18 protein-coding genes are annotated in these 15,099 nt (G+C 71.6%); 10 read left to right on the top strand and 8 right to left on the bottom strand.

The window, feature by feature from the left end:
* Positions 1-8: 8 nt before the first annotated feature.
* Genes ACH5AC_RS07980 through ACH5AC_RS07990 form a run of 3 tightly spaced genes read right to left on the bottom strand, consistent with a single transcriptional unit; the run spans position 9 to position 1,895 of the window.
* The gene (locus tag ACH5AC_RS07980) at positions 9-404 is read right to left on the bottom strand and encodes an ArsR/SmtB family transcription factor (protein ID WP_398860826.1); all 396 of its coding nucleotides are present in this window, start codon (positions 402-404) and stop codon (positions 9-11) included.
* A gap of 57 nt (positions 405-461) precedes the next feature.
* Positions 462-1,364: a F510_1955 family glycosylhydrolase gene (locus tag ACH5AC_RS07985; protein ID WP_398860827.1), complete on the bottom strand. Its 903-nt coding sequence runs from the start codon at positions 1,362-1,364 to the stop codon at positions 462-464.
* A 57-nt stretch (positions 1,365-1,421) separates the two neighbouring features.
* Positions 1,422-1,895, bottom strand: a complete 474-nt coding sequence (locus ACH5AC_RS07990) for a DUF6153 family protein (protein ID WP_398860828.1) — start codon at positions 1,893-1,895, stop codon at positions 1,422-1,424.
* Positions 1,896-2,015: 120 nt separating this feature from the next.
* On the opposite strand from ACH5AC_RS07990, the gene ACH5AC_RS07995 reads away from it, so the two are divergent.
* Positions 2,016-2,720, top strand: coding sequence for a response regulator transcription factor (locus tag ACH5AC_RS07995; protein WP_398860829.1), 705 nt, complete (start codon positions 2,016-2,018; stop codon positions 2,718-2,720).
* 42 nt (positions 2,721-2,762) lie between these two features.
* Here the strand turns inward: ACH5AC_RS07995 and ACH5AC_RS08000 are convergent, their stop codons facing one another.
* The gene (locus ACH5AC_RS08000; protein ID WP_398860830.1) at positions 2,763-3,185 is read right to left on the bottom strand and encodes an arsenate reductase ArsC; all 423 of its coding nucleotides are present in this window, start codon (positions 3,183-3,185) and stop codon (positions 2,763-2,765) included.
* Positions 3,186-3,246: 61 nt separating this feature from the next.
* Between ACH5AC_RS08000 and ACH5AC_RS08005 the strand changes: the two genes are divergently transcribed.
* The 4 genes from ACH5AC_RS08005 to ACH5AC_RS08020 all read left to right on the top strand — a co-directional run bounded on the left by ACH5AC_RS08005 (position 3,247) and on the right by ACH5AC_RS08020 (position 6,267).
* Positions 3,247-3,555 (top strand): ArsR/SmtB family transcription factor, encoded by a 309-nt coding sequence (locus ACH5AC_RS08005; protein ID WP_398860831.1) that lies wholly within the window; start codon positions 3,247-3,249, stop codon positions 3,553-3,555.
* A 14-nt stretch (positions 3,556-3,569) separates the two neighbouring features.
* Positions 3,570-4,304 carry an aquaporin gene (locus ACH5AC_RS08010; protein WP_398860925.1) on the top strand — a complete coding sequence of 245 codons (735 nt, stop codon included), beginning with the start codon at positions 3,570-3,572 and terminating at the stop codon, positions 4,302-4,304.
* Between the two features lie 86 nt (positions 4,305-4,390).
* The gene (locus tag ACH5AC_RS08015; protein ID WP_398860832.1) at positions 4,391-5,773 is read left to right on the top strand and encodes an FAD-dependent oxidoreductase; all 1,383 of its coding nucleotides are present in this window, start codon (positions 4,391-4,393) and stop codon (positions 5,771-5,773) included.
* 32 nt (positions 5,774-5,805) lie between these two features.
* The gene (locus ACH5AC_RS08020) at positions 5,806-6,267 is read left to right on the top strand and encodes an ArsI/CadI family heavy metal resistance metalloenzyme (protein ID WP_398860833.1); all 462 of its coding nucleotides are present in this window, start codon (positions 5,806-5,808) and stop codon (positions 6,265-6,267) included.
* A 17-nt stretch (positions 6,268-6,284) separates the two neighbouring features.
* Here the strand turns inward: ACH5AC_RS08020 and ACH5AC_RS08025 are convergent, their stop codons facing one another.
* Together ACH5AC_RS08025 and rfbD are read right to left on the bottom strand one after the other, a co-directional pair.
* A complete protein-coding gene (locus tag ACH5AC_RS08025; protein ID WP_398860834.1) occupies positions 6,285-7,190 on the bottom strand; it encodes a poly-gamma-glutamate hydrolase family protein in 906 nt (301 codons plus the stop codon).
* 95 nt (positions 7,191-7,285) lie between these two features.
* On the bottom strand, positions 7,286-8,182 hold the full coding sequence (rfbD, locus tag ACH5AC_RS08030) for a dTDP-4-dehydrorhamnose reductase (protein ID WP_398860835.1): 897 nt from the start codon (positions 8,180-8,182) through the stop codon (positions 7,286-7,288).
* 154 nt (positions 8,183-8,336) lie between these two features.
* Between rfbD and ACH5AC_RS08035 the strand changes: the two genes are divergently transcribed.
* The 4 genes from ACH5AC_RS08035 (at position 8,337) to ACH5AC_RS08050 (ending at position 11,709) form a co-directional block, all read left to right on the top strand.
* Positions 8,337-8,846, top strand: coding sequence for a flavin reductase family protein (locus ACH5AC_RS08035; protein ID WP_398860836.1), 510 nt, complete (start codon positions 8,337-8,339; stop codon positions 8,844-8,846).
* Between the two features lie 93 nt (positions 8,847-8,939).
* Positions 8,940-10,205 (top strand): beta-ketoacyl-[acyl-carrier-protein] synthase family protein, encoded by a 1,266-nt coding sequence (locus ACH5AC_RS08040; RefSeq protein WP_398860837.1) that lies wholly within the window; start codon positions 8,940-8,942, stop codon positions 10,203-10,205.
* Positions 10,202-11,407: a ketosynthase chain-length factor gene (locus tag ACH5AC_RS08045; RefSeq protein WP_398860838.1), complete on the top strand. Its 1,206-nt coding sequence runs from the start codon at positions 10,202-10,204 to the stop codon at positions 11,405-11,407. Before ACH5AC_RS08040 ends, ACH5AC_RS08045 begins: the two co-directional genes overlap by 4 nt.
* A gap of 41 nt (positions 11,408-11,448) precedes the next feature.
* Positions 11,449-11,709: an acyl carrier protein gene (locus ACH5AC_RS08050; RefSeq protein WP_398860839.1), complete on the top strand. Its 261-nt coding sequence runs from the start codon at positions 11,449-11,451 to the stop codon at positions 11,707-11,709.
* Positions 11,710-11,789: 80 nt separating this feature from the next.
* Here the strand turns inward: ACH5AC_RS08050 and ACH5AC_RS08055 are convergent, their stop codons facing one another.
* Positions 11,790-12,689 (bottom strand): BTAD domain-containing putative transcriptional regulator, encoded by a 900-nt coding sequence (locus ACH5AC_RS08055; RefSeq protein ID WP_398860840.1) that lies wholly within the window; start codon positions 12,687-12,689, stop codon positions 11,790-11,792.
* A gap of 217 nt (positions 12,690-12,906) precedes the next feature.
* On the opposite strand from ACH5AC_RS08055, the gene ACH5AC_RS08060 reads away from it, so the two are divergent.
* Positions 12,907-14,052 carry a glycosyltransferase gene (locus tag ACH5AC_RS08060; RefSeq protein ID WP_398860841.1) on the top strand — a complete coding sequence of 382 codons (1,146 nt, stop codon included), beginning with the start codon at positions 12,907-12,909 and terminating at the stop codon, positions 14,050-14,052.
* 6 nt (positions 14,053-14,058) lie between these two features.
* Here the strand turns inward: ACH5AC_RS08060 and ACH5AC_RS08065 are convergent, their stop codons facing one another.
* Positions 14,059-15,063: a Gfo/Idh/MocA family protein gene (locus ACH5AC_RS08065; protein WP_398860842.1), complete on the bottom strand. Its 1,005-nt coding sequence runs from the start codon at positions 15,061-15,063 to the stop codon at positions 14,059-14,061.
* Positions 15,064-15,099 lie beyond the last annotated feature (36 nt).

Raw genomic sequence — 15,099 nt, forward strand, 5'->3', positions numbered from 1 at the left:
ACCGCGTCTCAGCCCGGGGAGCCGAGGATCCGGCCCATCGCGGCGACCACGGACGGCTCCACCCTGTAGTACACCCAGGTGCCGCGCCGCTCGGAGGTGAGCAGGCCGGCCTCCTTGAGCTTCTTCAGGTGGTGGGAGACGGTCGGCTGGGAGACCCCGACGTCGGAGATGTCGCAGACGCACGCCTCGCCGCCCGCCGCCGAGGCCACCGCCGAGAACAGCCGCAGCCGGACCGGATCGCCGAGCGCCTTGAACATCCGCGCCGTCAGCTCCGCCTCCTCGCGGGTGAGCGTCCGCTCGGTCAGCGGCGGGCAGCACGGCGCTGCGGCCTCGGGGGTCTCGGGGGCCTCGGGGGTCTCGGGGGCCCGGAGCTCCAGCAGCGGCAGCGCCTTGATGTTTGGCATATGTCTATGTTGACACGTGTCGAACCAGTGCGCCCAGGGTGCGGCGGTGGCCGCCGCTCACGACGTCGTGTCCAGGCGCCTGGTGAAGGTGGCGCCGCCGTCCCGGGACTCGTACACCCCGTCCTGGGTGGCGGCCAGCACCCGCTCGGCGTCCGTGGCGGTCAGCGCCTGGGGGCGGCCGCCGGGGACGGTGCCGGTCCTCTGCCAGGTGGTCCCGCCGTCGGTGCTGCGGTGCAGGCCGCCGGTGAGGTCGAGGCCGTAGAGCGCGCCGGGCGCGGGCCAGGAGAGGTGGGCGAGGACCTGGCCGGAGCCGGCGGCGAAGGTGCGGCCGCCGTCGGTGCTCCGGGCGACCCCGTCCTGCGTGGTCGCCAGCACGACGTCCCGGTCCTCGGGGCTCACGGCGATGTCCAGGGCGCTGAGCTCGGCGCGGTCGTCCCAGCTGGTCCGGTCGGTGCTGACACGGAGGCGGCCGCGGGTGCTGTCGTAGCCGTAGACGGTGTCGTGCGCGTACTCCAGTGAGTGGAAGTCGGTGGTGCCGCCCAGGGAGAGCGTCTTCCACGTCCTTCCGGCGTCGGTGGACTGGATCAGCCCGCGGTTGCCGTGGTCGTCGCTGCCCTCGGCGGGGTGACCGCTGCCGAGGAAGGTCTTCGGGCCGACGACGGTGAAGCCCATGTAGTCGGCCGTGTCACCGACCCGCCGCGCGTCGCCGTCGTCGGCCACGGCGATCACGCCCTCGTGGGTGGCGACGTACAGGCGCCCGTCGGCCGGGTCGATGCCCAGGCCGTGGACATGGCTGACGGCGATGTCGGAGGAGGCGTGGGTGTGGGTGTCGGTGCCGGTGTCGGCGTGCGTGTCGGTGTCGGCGTGCGTGTCGGTGTCCGTGTCGGAGGAGCACGCGGTGAGTACGACGGTGAGGGCGGCCGCGATGACGGCGCCGGCGGCACGGGAACGGATCTTCATGGTGAGGGGACTCCTGCGAGGTGCGGGTGGGAGAGAACGGTGAGGGAGGGTCCTCTCCTAGATCCGCAGGAGTTGCAGTTCCGCGAGCGTGGGCGGCGCCCGGCCGTCGTCGGGGTGGGGGGCGTGGACGCCGGGGCCGCCGTGGGCGGGCGGGAGGGTGCCGGCGGGGTCGGGCAGCGGCGCCGGGAGGACCGGCCCCGTACCCACGGCACCGGACGCGCACCCGGCGTCGGCGTGATCGGCGGGGCCGCCGTCGCGGTGGCAGGGGGGCGCGTCGCCGCCCATCGCCGTCCCGGTGTGCGCGGAGGGGTGGCCGCCGTCCACCGCCATCACGGTGTGCGCGGAATGGTGGCCGCCGTCCACCGCCGTCCGGGCCTGTGCCGAGTGGTCGTACGACCGCTGCGCACCGGCCCCGACCGAGCTCAGGCCGCACATCGCCAGCAGCCCCAGCGCCAGGCCGAGCAGCAGTGCCGCCCGCCATCGCCCTCGGGGCGATCGCGGGGAGCGGAGCTGCGCAGTACGGCCGGTCACGCAGCACATGCTACGGAAGCCGCCCCCGCTGGACGGGCCGACGGGGGCCCGGGAGGCCGACCGCTGTATTACGGTTCCGGAAAGGGCGAGGACCTTGACGGGCTGTACGGGGGAGAGTCGGTGGGCGCGCGGATTCTGGTCGCGGAGGCCGACGCGAAGCAGTCACGGCTGATCCGGGTCTATCTGGAGCGGGAGGGCAACGCGGTGCAGGTCGTGGCCGACGGCCGCCCGGCCCTGGAGCGGGCCCGCTCGGTCGGGCCGGACCTGATCGTGCTGGACGTGATGCTGCCGCTGGTCGACGGGCTCGACGTCTGCCGCATCCTGCGCGCCGAGTCGGACGTGCCGATCCTGCTGCTCACGGCCCGGACGACCGAGGAGGACATGGTCCTCGGCCTCGACCTCGGCGCCGACGACTACCTCACCAAGCCGTACAGCCCCCGCGAACTGACCGCGCGCGTACGGGCGTTGCTGCGCCGCTCGAAGAGGGCCGCCGAGCCCGCGGTGCTGCGGGCCGGCGAGGTGGAGCTGGACACCGCGCGTTTCGAGGTGCGGGTGGACACTTCGCGTACGCGCGCCGCCCTTCCACGTACGCGGCGACGTCGCCCGCGCCGCTCTGTCCGGCCGCCGTACTCGCACCACCACCGTGGGCCGTGGGCACCTTCGCGCCCTCGTCACCACCGCCCCCACACCCCACCACCACGAACGCCGCCACGGCGGCCACCACAGCCCCCCGAAGCCGCTCCACCCGCATGGTTCCTCCCGCTCTCCGGCCCTACCCCCTCCACGACCGCGAAGGGCAGGCCGACCGTAGGCCGGAGCGGATGAAGAACCTTTGAAGAACCTGTCAGCTGACGATGCACCCACCGCTCACGCGGTGGCCTCGGGCCGCTCCGGTGCGATCTCTTCGATCAGGCCCTCGACGAGCTTCTTGATGTCGTCGCGGATCGGTCGTACGGCCGCGACGCCCTGGCCGGCCGGGTCGTCCAGCTTCCAGTCCAGGTAGCGCTTGCCGGGGAAGACGGGGCAGGTGTCGCCGCAGCCCATGGTGACGCAGACGTCGGACTCCTTGACCGCGTCGACGGTGAGGATCTTCGGCGTCTCGGCGGAGATGTCGATGCCGACCTCCCGCATGGCCTCGACGGCGGCCGGGTTGACCTGGTCGGCCGGGGCGGAGCCGGCGGAGCGGACCTCGACGCGGTCCCCGGCCAGGTGGGACAGCCATGCGGCGGCCATCTGGGAGCGGCCCGCGTTGTGGACGCAGACGAAGAGCACGGAGGGCTTGTCGGACATGGGAGGTCTCTCTCTTGTCTGTCGGTGGTATCAGTCACCGCTGATGTGAAAGTATCAGTACATGATGACGTCAGTCGACACTGACCTGATCCGGGTGCTGGCCGACCCGCTCAGGATCCGGATCGTGACCCTGCTCGCCAAAGAGACGCTGTGCACCACCCACCTGGTGGAGGAGACGGGCGCTCGCCAGACCAACCTCTCCAACCACCTCAGAGTGCTGCGCGAGGCCGGGGTCGTGGAGACGGAGCCGTGCGGCCGGTACACCTACTACCGGCTCAAGCCGGACGTCATCGCCTCGCTCGCCGATCGGTTCAGCGACCTGGCCGAGTCCGCCCGTACCGCCGCCGACAAGAAGAGGGCCTGCCCGTGACTCGTACCGAGGCCATCGAGGCCATCGCGACCGCCGGGCACGCCGGGACCCGGGACCGCAAGCCCCCGCTGATCTCCAGGGCCGCCGCCGAACTGGTCGGCACGGCGGCGCTCGTCGCGGTCGTGGTCGGCTCCGGCATCCAGGCCACCCGGCTGACACAGGACGTCGGCGTGCAGCTGATGGCCAACTCCCTGGCCACCGTCTTCGGCCTCGGCGTGCTCATCGCCCTGCTGGGGCCGGTCTCCGGCGCGCACTTCAACCCGGCTGTCACCCTCGCCGAGTGGTGGACCGCCCGGCGTGGCGCGGCGGGGGTGACCTCGCGTGAGGCGGCCGTGTACGTCCCCGCGCAGATCGTCGGCGCGATCGCGGGCGCCGTACTGGCCGACGCCATGTTCGGTGAGCCGCTGGTGAAGTGGTCCACGCACGACCGTTCCGCCGGGCATCTGCTGCTGGGCGAGGTGGTCGCGACCGCCGGCCTGATCCTGCTGATCTTCGGCCTCGCCCGCACCGACCGGCTGCGGTTCGCGCCGTTGGCCGTCGCCTCGTACATCGGTGCCGCGTACTGGTTCACCTCCTCCACCTCCTTCGCCAACCCGGCGGTGACCGTGGGCCGCGCCTTCACGGACACCTTCGCGGGCATCGCGCCGGGCTCGGTCGCCGGCTTCATCGGTATGCAGCTCGTCGGGGCGGCGGTGGGTCTGGGGCTGGTGGCGGTCATCTTCCTGCCCGGCCGGGAAGCCGCCGAGTAACCGCACCGCCCCCCTTCAATTCGATGGGCGTCTATGTTGACGCTCGTCGAATCAGGTGCCATGCTGGCCGCGCAAGCCATCGACGGATGTCGAAGCAAAGGGGAACCCTCGTGAGCGCGTCCAGCACCGACCAGCTGCCCGTCGTCGTCATCGGAGCCGGCCCGATCGGCCTGGCCGCAGCCGCTCACCTGATCGAGCGCGGCCTGGAACCCCTGGTCCTGGAGACCGGCCCGAGCGCGGGCAGCTCGGTGCGTGAGTGGTCGCACGTCCGGCTGTTCTCCCGCTGGTCCGAGGTCGTCGACCCGGCCGCGGAGAAGCTGCTCGCCCCGACCGGCTGGGTCCGCCCCGACGGCGAGACCTACCCGACGGGCGGCGACTGGGTCGAGCGGTACGTGCAGCCGCTCGCGGACGCCCTGGGCGAGCGCGTCCGCTACGGCACCACGGTGACCGGAGTCGCCCGCGCCGGCCGGGACCGTATCGTCGACACGGGACGCGAGGAGCAGCCGTTCACCGTGCACCTGCGCGGTGCGGACGGCACCGAGGAGCGGATCACCGCCCGCGCCGTGATCGACGCCTCCGGCACCTGGTCCGTACCCAGCCCGATGGGCGCCGACGGCCTGCCCGCCCTCGGCGAGAAGGCGGCCGCCGACCGCGTCTCCTACCGCGTCCCCGACCTGACCGACCCCGCCGTACGCGCCCGCTACGCCGGCAGGCGCACCGCCGTCATCGGCTCCGGAGCCTCGGCCTTCACCGCCCTCGCCCTCCTCGCCGACCTGGCCGAGGACGAGCCGGGCACGCACGCGGTGTGGATCCTGCGGCGGGGGATCACCGGCTCGACGTACGGCGGCGGCGAGGCCGACCAGTTGCCCGCGCGCGGCGCGCTCGGCCTGCGGGCGAAGGCGGCTGTCGAGGAGGGCCACGCGTCCGCGGCCACCGGCTTCCGCACGGAGGCCGTCGAGCGCGACGGTGACGACCGGCTGGTGCTGGTCGCCGAGGACGGCCGCCGCCTCGACCCGGTCGACGAGATCATCGTCCTGACCGGCCTGCGCCCCGACCTGACGTTCCTCTCCGAGATCCGCCTCGGCCTCGACGAGCGTCTCCAGGCCCCGACCGCGCTGGCCCCGCTGATCGACCCGAACGTCCACTCCTGCGGCACGGTCTACCCGCACGGCGTGAACGAGCTCTCCCACCCCGAGCAGGACTTCCACCTCGTCGGCATGAAGTCCTACGGCCGCGCCCCGACCTTCCTCGCCCTGACCGGCTACGAGCAGGTCCGCTCGGTCGCGGCCGCCCTCGCCGGAGACCAGGAGGCCGCCGAGCGCGTGGAACTGACCCTGCCCGAGACCGGAGTGTGCGGCGGCGCGGGCCTGTACGACGAACCGGCCGAGCAGCCGGGCAGCGGCTGCTGCGCCGCCCCGGCCACACTCCAGATCGGCGGCGCCCCCGGGACCTCGTCCGGCGGCTGCTGACCCAACTCCCAGGAACCGACAGGAGGCACACCATGTCCCGAGTGCAACTCGCCCTCCGCGTGCCCGACCTCGACGCCTCGATCGCCTTCTACAGCAGGCTGTTCGGCACCGAGCCCGCCAAACTCCGCGACGGGTACGCCAACTTCGCCATCGCCGAGCCCCCGCTCAAGCTCGTCCTGATCGAGGGCACGGCCGACGAGCCCACCCGCATGGACCACCTCGGCGTCGAGGTGGAGTCCACGGAGGCCGTCCACGCCGCCACCACCCGGCTCGGCGAAGCCGGCCTGGCCACCACCGAGGAGAACGACACCACCTGTTGCTACGCCCTCCAGGACAAGGTCTGGGTCCACGGCCCCGGCCGCGAACCCTGGGAGGTCTACGTCGTCAAGGCCGACGCCGACACCCTCGCCAAGCAGCGGGGCAGCACCTGCTGCGCCACCCCGCCCGCCGAGACCGACGCGCCGGAACCGGCCGCGGCGCGCGGCTGCTGCTGACCGCCGGGGCTGTTCGGCTAGAGCGAGTCGAGGCCGAGCTCGTGGTTCTTGATCGCCTCGCGGACGGCGCTCACGAAACCGTTCCAGAAGTGGTCGGCGTAGGGGCTGCCGGCGCTCGGCACTCCGGCCGTCGTCCTGCGCTTGGCCGCGCCGGAGAAGTCACCGAACATCGCCCTGCGCAGCGCGGTGGACAGCTCCAGCTGGGCCCCGGCACCGGTGCGTGTGCGGTTGACGATGTTGGCCGGGTCGTCGCCGTTGATGGGGTCGGTGGCGCCCGCGAGGACCACGGTCACGTCCCGGTCGGTGCTGGACGCGGGGGACGTCAGACCGTACTTCGTGAAGGCCGCCAGCAGATTGCGCCTGAACCGCGCGTCCCGACCGCCGATGACGATCTTCTTCTCGACCGTCTCGTTGAAGCCGTGCAGGGCGACGGCGTACAGATTGCCGGCGCAGACGGCGAGGGCGGCCGGGTCGTCGCAGTGGGTCGATGTGACGTGCTGCTCGCTGGACTTGGCCAGGGCCTCGAACATCCAGTAGTCCCGCTGCGGTTCCCCCGGCACCGCCGCGCTCGCCGGGTCGGAGTCGGCCTCGAAGGGCGCGTAACCGGCGATGGCCATGCACAGCTCGCTCGTCCCCGCCTCGATCCCGCCACCGTGCGGCGCGATCACCGCCGTGCTGCTGACAGGACTGCTCGTACTACGGGCGTTGTCCGTGAGCTGCACCGGCGCACCCATCCGGAACCGGCGCATCCAGTCGATGCCCTCCCGGTCCGCGGTACGCGTGTACAACTCACTGTTGGACCCGTACAGATCGGCCGCCACGGCCGGCGCGGCGCCGTTGCCCACCACCCCGTTGAGAGTGGGCAGCCCGGCGGCGACAGCGGCGACAGAAGCGAGGACGGTACGTCTGCTGGTGTTGGTCACGGGGCGATCCTGCACCATGCCCCGACGTCCCCTCGCGGCGGGACTGCCGGAGGTGCGTCGACAATCGGCGCGCGCGTGGTGCGGCAACAACGCCGCTAGCTCCGGCTCTGCAGTGCGAGGTCGGCGAGGGCCGGGCGGCGGAGGGCTTCGGCCAGCATGGCGTTCCAGTCGCCAAGGGGGGTCAGCCCTGCGGCAGCCCAGCGGTCGTGCCGGAGCACGCTGTACGCGGGGCGCCGGGCAGGGCGGGGGAAGGAAGAGGAGCCGATCGGCCTGATGCGGTCCGGGTGGAGGCCGCTCAACCTGTAGACCGCCCGGGCCAGCTCGAACCACGTGGTGTCTCCGCTCGAGGTGCCGTGGTAGATGCCGGCGGGGGCACGTCCGGACAGGGCGGCCTGTCCGAGCTTGATCAGTTGCTGTGCCAGGGCGTACGACCAGGTGGGCTGGCCGTGTTGGTCGTCGACGACGTCGAGGGTGTCTCGCCGGGCGGCGCCCCGGAGCATGGTGGACACGAAGTTCGGCCCGTGCTCGCCGTACAGCCAGGCGGTGCGGACGGTGTAGCCGCGCTCCGGCAGCAGCTCGGCGACGGCCCGCTCGCCGGCCAGCTTGGAGCGCCCGTAGGCGTTGACCGGACCGGTGGGAGCGGACTCGCGGTACGGCTCGGTGGCGTCTCCGGGCAGGACGTAGTCGGTGGAGACATGGAGCAGCCGGGAGTCTGCCTCGGCGCAGGCGGCGGCGAGGTGGCGGACGCCGGTGCCGTTGACGGCGGTGGCCCTCTCCTCGGCCGCCTCCGCGCCGTCCACGTCCGTCCATGCCGCGCAGTTGACGACCACGTCATGCCCGCGGACCGCCGTGCGCACGGCGTCCGGGTCGGTGATGTCGAGGTCGGTCCGGGCCGCGGCGGTGACGTGTGCGCCGACGCGGGCCAGCGCCGCGCACAGGTCTCGGCCCAGCATCCCGCCCGCACCTGTGACCAGCCATCGTGTGTCCCTCATGGGGGCACCCTGCGACGGCTGCCTCAAGGCGGCGTCGAATGCGGCTTGACAGCGCCCGGGAATCCCGATTCGAGCAGGATTCAAGTAATCAGTGAGACTCGATTGAAAGGCTGTTGGCCAAGGTATTTTCCGTCGGGAGGTGAACCAGAATTCGATGACGATCACCGAGCGTGCGGGGAACGGTACGGAAACACTGCGCGACTGCCTGGCACGCTGGCCGAGCGGCGTCGCCGTGGTGACCACCCTGGACCGGAACGGGGCCAGGCGTGGATTCACCGCGACGGCCTTTTCATCTCTCTCGTCGAGCCCGCCCCTGGTGCTGGTCTGCCTCGACCGCAGTGCCGATTGCCATCCCGTGTTCCATGCTGCCGAGGCAATGGCCGTGCATCTGCTCCGCGACGACCAGGCGCAGCTGGCGACGCGATTCGCCTCCAAGGCGGTGGACAAGTACGCGGGTCTGCCGTCCACGCCGGGGCTGGGCCAGGTGCCCCTTTTGGGCGGGGTACTCGCACGTCTCGAGTGCGAGCTGGTCAACCGGTTGGACGGCGGTGACCATGTGATCCTGGTGGGACTGGTGCGGCGCTCCGAAGTGTTTTCCGGCCAACCGCTCGTCTACTGCGGTCGAGCCTTTCGTTCCCTGCCTCCCGAAGAAAGTCCGGCGTGAGACGTGGGGATTTCCGTACATGGAGCAGAAGTCGAGCTGTTCTCAAGTGGCAGCCGCGAGTATTCCTCCCAACATCCAGGAAGGAAATGTCATATGTCCAGTCGCGTCGTGATCACCGGGATCGGAGTGCGCGCACCGGGGGCATCCGGAACCAAGGAATTCTGGGACCTGCTGAGTTCGGGGCGCACCGCCACCCGCCGGATCAGCTTCTTCGACCCCTCGCCCTACCGCTCCCAGGTCGCCGGGGAATGCGACTTCGACGCCGTCTTCGAAGGGCTGACCGCCAGGGAGATACGGCGCATGGACAGGTCGACGCAGTTCGCCGCCGTGTGCGCCGACGACGCGATCGCGGACAGCGGCCTGGAGGTGGACCGTCTGGACCCGCATCGCGTGGGTGTCAGTCTGGGCAGCGCGGTGGCCGCCTCCACCAGCCTGGATGTCGAGTACCAGATCCTGTCGGACGCCGGCCGGCACTGGACGGTGAGCCCCGAGTACCTGTCTCCGCACATGTTCGACTACCTCACACCGGGGGCGATGCCCGCCGAGCTGGCCTGGCGAATCGGGGCCGAGGGCCCTGTGACGATGGTCTCCAACGGCTGCACCTCGGGGCTCGACGCGGTCGGCAACGCCGTCCAGCTGATCCGCGAGGGTGCGGCGGACATCATGCTGGCCGGAGCCGCCGACACCCCGGTCACCCCGATCGTCGTCGCCTGTTTCGACGCCATCAAGGCCACGACCACCTACAACGACGACCCCGGGCACGCGTCGCGTCCGTTCGACGCGTCCCGCAACGGGTTCGTCCTGGCCGAGGGCTCGGCCATGTTCGTGCTGGAGAGGCTGGACCACGCCCGGGAGCGGGGCGCGCACATCTACGCAGAGGTGAGCGGCTATGCCACCCGCAGCAACGCGTACCACATGACGGGCCTGAAGAAGGACGGCCGTGAGATGGCCGAGGCGATCGGCGCCGCACTGGCCGAAGCGGGGAAGAACCCCGAGGACCTCCACTACATCAACGCCCATGGCTCGGGCACCAAGCAGAACGACTGGCACGAGACGGCAGCCCTGAAGCGCAGCCTCGGACGGCACGCCTACGCCACGCCGGTCAGCTCGATCAAGTCGATGGTCGGTCACTCGCTCGGCGCCATCGGCTCCATCGAGATCGCCGCCAGTCTGCTGGCGATCGAGAACAACGTCGTACCCCCGACCGCCAACCTGCACGAGGCCGATCCCGAATGCGACCTCGACTACGTGCCGGTCACCGCGCGTGAGCAGCGCGTGGACGCCGTGCTCAGCGTGGGCAGCGGCTTCGGCGGATTCCAAAGCGCAGTGGTGCTGAACCGGGCTGGAGGAACGCGATGACAACCGCTGTGGTGACGGGACTCGGTGTGGTGGCCCCCAACGGGCTGGGCACCGAGGAGTTCTGGAAGGCCACGCTGGACGGCCGCGACGGAATCGCGGAGATCACCCGGTTCGACCCGGCGCCGTACGCCGCCGGGCGGGCCGGCCAGGTGCTGGATTTCGACTCCGCCGAGCACATCTCCGCGCGCCTGCTGTCGCAGACGGACATCTCCACCCGGTTCGCGCTGGCCGCCGCCGACTGGGCGCTCGCCGACGCCGCGGTGAAGCCGTCGGAGCACGTCGACTACGACATGTCCGTGGTGACCTCCAACGCCTTGGGCGGGTTCGAGTTCACCCACCGGGAGCTCAGGAACCTGTGGTCCAAGGGGCCGGAGCACGTGAGCGTCTACGAGTCGTTCGCCTGGTTCTATGCGGTCAACACCGGTCAGATCTCCATCCGGCACGGCATGCGCGGGCCCAACAAGGCGCTGGTCGCCGAGCAGGCGGGCGGACTGGACGCGATCGGCCACGCCCGCCGCACCATCCGTCAGGGCGCGGGCCTCGTGGTCACCGGCGGCGTGGACTCCGCCCTGGACCCGTGGGGCTGGGCCTGCCAGCTCTCCGGCGGCCGGGTGAGCGCCACCGCCTATCAGCCGTTCGACGCGCACGCCGACGGCTACATCCCGGGCGAGGGCGGGGCCATCCTCATCCTCGAGGACCTGGCGGCCGCTCGCCGCCGGGGCGCCGGCCAGGTGTACGGCGCGATCAGCGGGTACGCCTCGACCTTCGACCCGGCCCCTGGTTCCGGGCGCCCGCCGTCGCTGCACCGGGCCATCGAACTGGCGCTCGCGGACGCGGGACTGACGCCGGGTGAGGTGGACGTGGTCTTCGCCGACGCGGCCGGCGTGGGCGAGCTGGACCGGCAGGAGGCCGAGGCGATCGCGGCGGTCTTCGGGCCCTCCGGCGTTCCGGTGACCGCCCCCAAGGCGCTGACCGGCCGGCTCTACTCCGGCGGCGGTCCCCTGGACGTGGTCGCCGCTGTGCTGTCCGTCCGGGACGGCGTGATCCCCGCGACCGCCAACGTCGCCGAGGTCCCCGCCGACTACCGGATCGACCTGGTCCGCGGCGGGCCGCGCTACCAGACCGTGCGGCACGCCCTGGTGCTGGCCCGCGGCAAGTGGGGTTACAACGCGGCGATCGTCGTCAGTGCCCTGGGCGACTGAGCGACCTGTCACAACCACGACTCGGGAATGAGGAATCACCGATGAGCAAGGCCATCACGATCGACGACCTCCGCCGCATCATCGCCAGGGGCCTGGGCATCGAGGAGGAGGACGGACCGGACGCGGACATCCTCGACCGGACCTTCGAGGAACTGGGCTGCGACTCGCTGGCCGTGATGGAGACGGCGGCCGTGCTGCAGCGGGAGTTCGGCATCGTCATCCCCGACGACGAGCTCTTCGACTCGCACACCCCGCGGGCGCTGCTCGACCGGGCCAACAGCGAAGTCGCCGGCGCGGGCTGACGTCCCCCACCCACCACGGCCGAGGCCGACGGGCACCCCCGACGCCAGGAGGTGCCCGTCGGCCTCGGCCGCTGCGGTGGTCAGCCGTGGGTCACCGCGCCCGTGGAGACGTCCCCGGCACCGGGCAGGAGGTCGAAGGCGCGCAACGACGGCACCGTGGTGTTCTCCAGCACTTCCCGGTGCAGCTGCTGCAGCCGGGGTGAGGGCTCGACGCCCAGCTCGGCGGCCAGGCCGACACGGAAGTCCCGGAAGACGGTCAGGGCCCGCCAGGCGGCTCCCGAACGGTGCAGGGCGAACATGAGCATGGCGCAGAAGTTCTCGTGGAACGGGTTCTGCGTGACCAGCATCTGCAGCTCCGGCACGAGCGTGGAGTACTTGCCCTGGAGAAGGTCGGCGGCGATGCGTTTCTCGTGCACCCGCATCCGGCGTTCCTCCAGGCCGATGATCTCCGCGTGGAGCACCCGGCCGATCGGTACGTCCACCAGGGCCGGGCCGCGCCACAGATCCAGCGCCCGCCGGAGAAGGAGGGACGCGCCGGCGGAATCCCCCGCTGCGAGCGCCGCGTCGCCTTCGGCCGAAAACCGTTCGAAGTCGCGAAGGTCCGAATGTCTCGGATCGGTCAGTAATTGATACCCGTTGAAGTGGGTGACGATTAATTCCTTGGCATCCCAGCCGGAATCCGCGCCCAGTGACCTGGTGATCAGTCGGCGAAGTTGCAGGATGTAGGTCTGGAGTGTGCAGGCGCTGCTGCGCGGGATGTCATTTCCCCAGACCTCGTCGATCAAGGTCGGTACCGGGACCACCCGGCCACAGCGAAGAGCGAGCAGAGCCAGCAGCTGCCTGGGCTTTTTCGCGGTGGGGACGACGGACATGCCGTTGACGGTGACTGCCAGCGGCCCGAGCAGGCCGATCTCCAGCGTTTCGATGGGACGATTTGAGTCGGGCGCGAGGATGGCTGAATTCTGCCTGATGGCGCTCACTTCCCCCGTTGAACTCTTCAAAACTTCTTCACGCAATGTCGATGGTCAGTTGCGTTGTGCAGCTAGTGCAGGTCATTTTGATCATAGGCATGCGCTCGTGGGCCTGTCCACCAGCACAGATCCGGGCATGCTCGATCACTGATATACCGCTGTTCCAGTGCCCTCGCGGAGGCTTTGCCGGGCTGGTTCGGACACGGATGAGAGGAGCCACTCGGTCATGGCACGTACGGTGAGGATGCTGTTCGTGGCGGCGGGGAGCCCGGCCACGGTCTCGGCGCTCGCGCCGCTCGCGACGGCCGCGCGCAACGCCGGCCACGAGGTCTTCATGGCGGCCACCGAGGACATGATGCCGGTCGTCGTGGGCGCGGGACTGCCCGGGGTGGCGGCCACCCCGAGGAGCATGCGTGACTTCATGTTCGCGACCCGCGACGGAGTCCCGCTCGATCTGCCGACGGACACCGCGACCCGACTGCACTTCGGCGGCCGCGGCTTCGGGCGGCTGGCGGCAGGCAGCCTGACGGCGCTGCGGGAGCTGAGCAGGGCCTGGCACCCGGACGTCGTCATCGGCGGCACGCTCTCCTTCGCCGCCGGACTGCTCGCCGCGGAACTGGGCGTACCGTACGTCCGGCACGCCTGGGACATGGGCGAGCCGGCCGAGATGGACCACGGGGCCGAGGAGGAACTCGCGCCGGAGCTGTCCCGGGCCGGCCTGGCGCGGCTGCCCGAGCCGCGGTTGTGGATCCACATCTGCCCTCCGCGCATGCTCGCACCGGACGCGGCGGTCGGCGCGACGATGCGCTTCGTTCCCACCGGACGGCAGCGGCGGCTGGAGCCCTGGATGTACACCGCCGCCGACCGGCCGCGGATCTGTGTCACGGCGGGCAGCCGGGTCAGCCGCGAACAGGATCTCGACCATCTGCAAGGGCTGGTCGCCGAGGTCGGCAGGCTCGACGCGGAGCTGGTCGTCGCCGCACCGGACGAGGTCGCGGCGGTCCTGACCGCGGCGTGCCCCGATGTGCGGGCGGGCTGGCTTCCCCTGGCCACCGTGCTGCGGACGTGCTCCGCGCTGGTGCACGCGGGGGGCGGTCAGACGGCGCTCACCGCGATGCAGGCGGGGACACCGCAGCTCGTGGTGCCCAACATGCCGAAGCTCGTGCCGCATTCGCGCCGGCTCTCCGATTTCGGCGCGGCCATCACGTTGCTTCCCGGGCAGGACACCCCCGACGCCATCGCGGCGGCCTGCGAGGAGTTGCTGTCGAAGCCGTCGTACGCCGAGCGGTCCGCCGAGTTGGCCGCGGACATCGCCGCACTGCCCGCACCGGCCGAGGTGCTCGCCGCGGTGGAGGACCTGGCCGGGGCCTGAACCCCGTCACCCGTCGCGGCCGGCCGCCCGGCGGATCTCCGCCAGCAGGTCCGCCTGGGCCAGGCACTCGGCCGGATCCGTGCTGCCGGAGCGCACCGCCGAGACAAAGGCGGAGACGGCGCCCGCGACCTGGTCCTCCGGCGCCAGGGAGCATGTGCGGGTGCCCGACGGGGACTCGATCACGATCTGCGGCACATGGTCCGCGGGCGGTGTGAAGGCGCGGTCGACGAGGATGCGGCCGGTGCTGCCCGTCAGTTCGTACCGGGACCGGTAGGCGTGCTCCATGCCGAAGGTCAGGTGGGCCGTGACCCCGCCGGGCGTCCGCAGCAGCGCCGCACCAGCCGTGTCGACCCGGCGGCCGGGGCGCTGCTCGAGAACGGCGCCCCGGACCTCCAGCTCCTCCCGCAGCAGGTGCACGGCCGCGCGTACCGGGTAGACGCCGACGTCGAAGAGGCTGCCGCCGCCGAGTTCCGGACGGTACCGGATGTCGTCGTCGGGCAGCCGCGGAATGGTGAAGGTCGCGTGCAGTGCGCGCAGTTCCCCGATCGCGCCCTCCGCCATCAGCCGGCGGACCACCGCGTGCCGGCCGTGGTGGACGAAGATGACGTTCTCCATCAGCACCAGGTCACGGGCGCGGGCCTGGGCGAAGAGCTCGCGGGTGCGGGCCTGGTCCGTGGTGAGCGGCTTCTCGGCGAGCACGTGTTTGCCCGCGGCCAGCGCCGCCTCGACCCACGGGGCGTGGAGCGCCGCGGGCAGCGGGACGTACACGGCCTGCACGGTGTCGTCCGCCAGCAGTGCCTCGTACCCCACGATGGGGCGGCAGTCGAACTGACGGGCCGTCTCGGCCGCCTTGGCGGCGTCCCGGCTGGCGACCGCGGCGACACGGACGAGGGGGTGGGCCTTCATGGCGGGCAGCATGCGGCGCCGCGCGAACGCGGCACAGCCCAAGACTCCGACTTTCAGCACCTGGGGCACTCCGGTGGTGGGGGACTCGCGGGACCAGGCAACCATCGCGGCGGGACCTCGACGCCCGCTCGAAGGACGGCG

Origin of the sequence: Streptomyces sp. NPDC018693 (assembly GCF_044391385.1) — a bacterium.
Classification (GTDB): domain Bacteria; phylum Actinomycetota; class Actinomycetes; order Streptomycetales; family Streptomycetaceae; genus Streptomyces.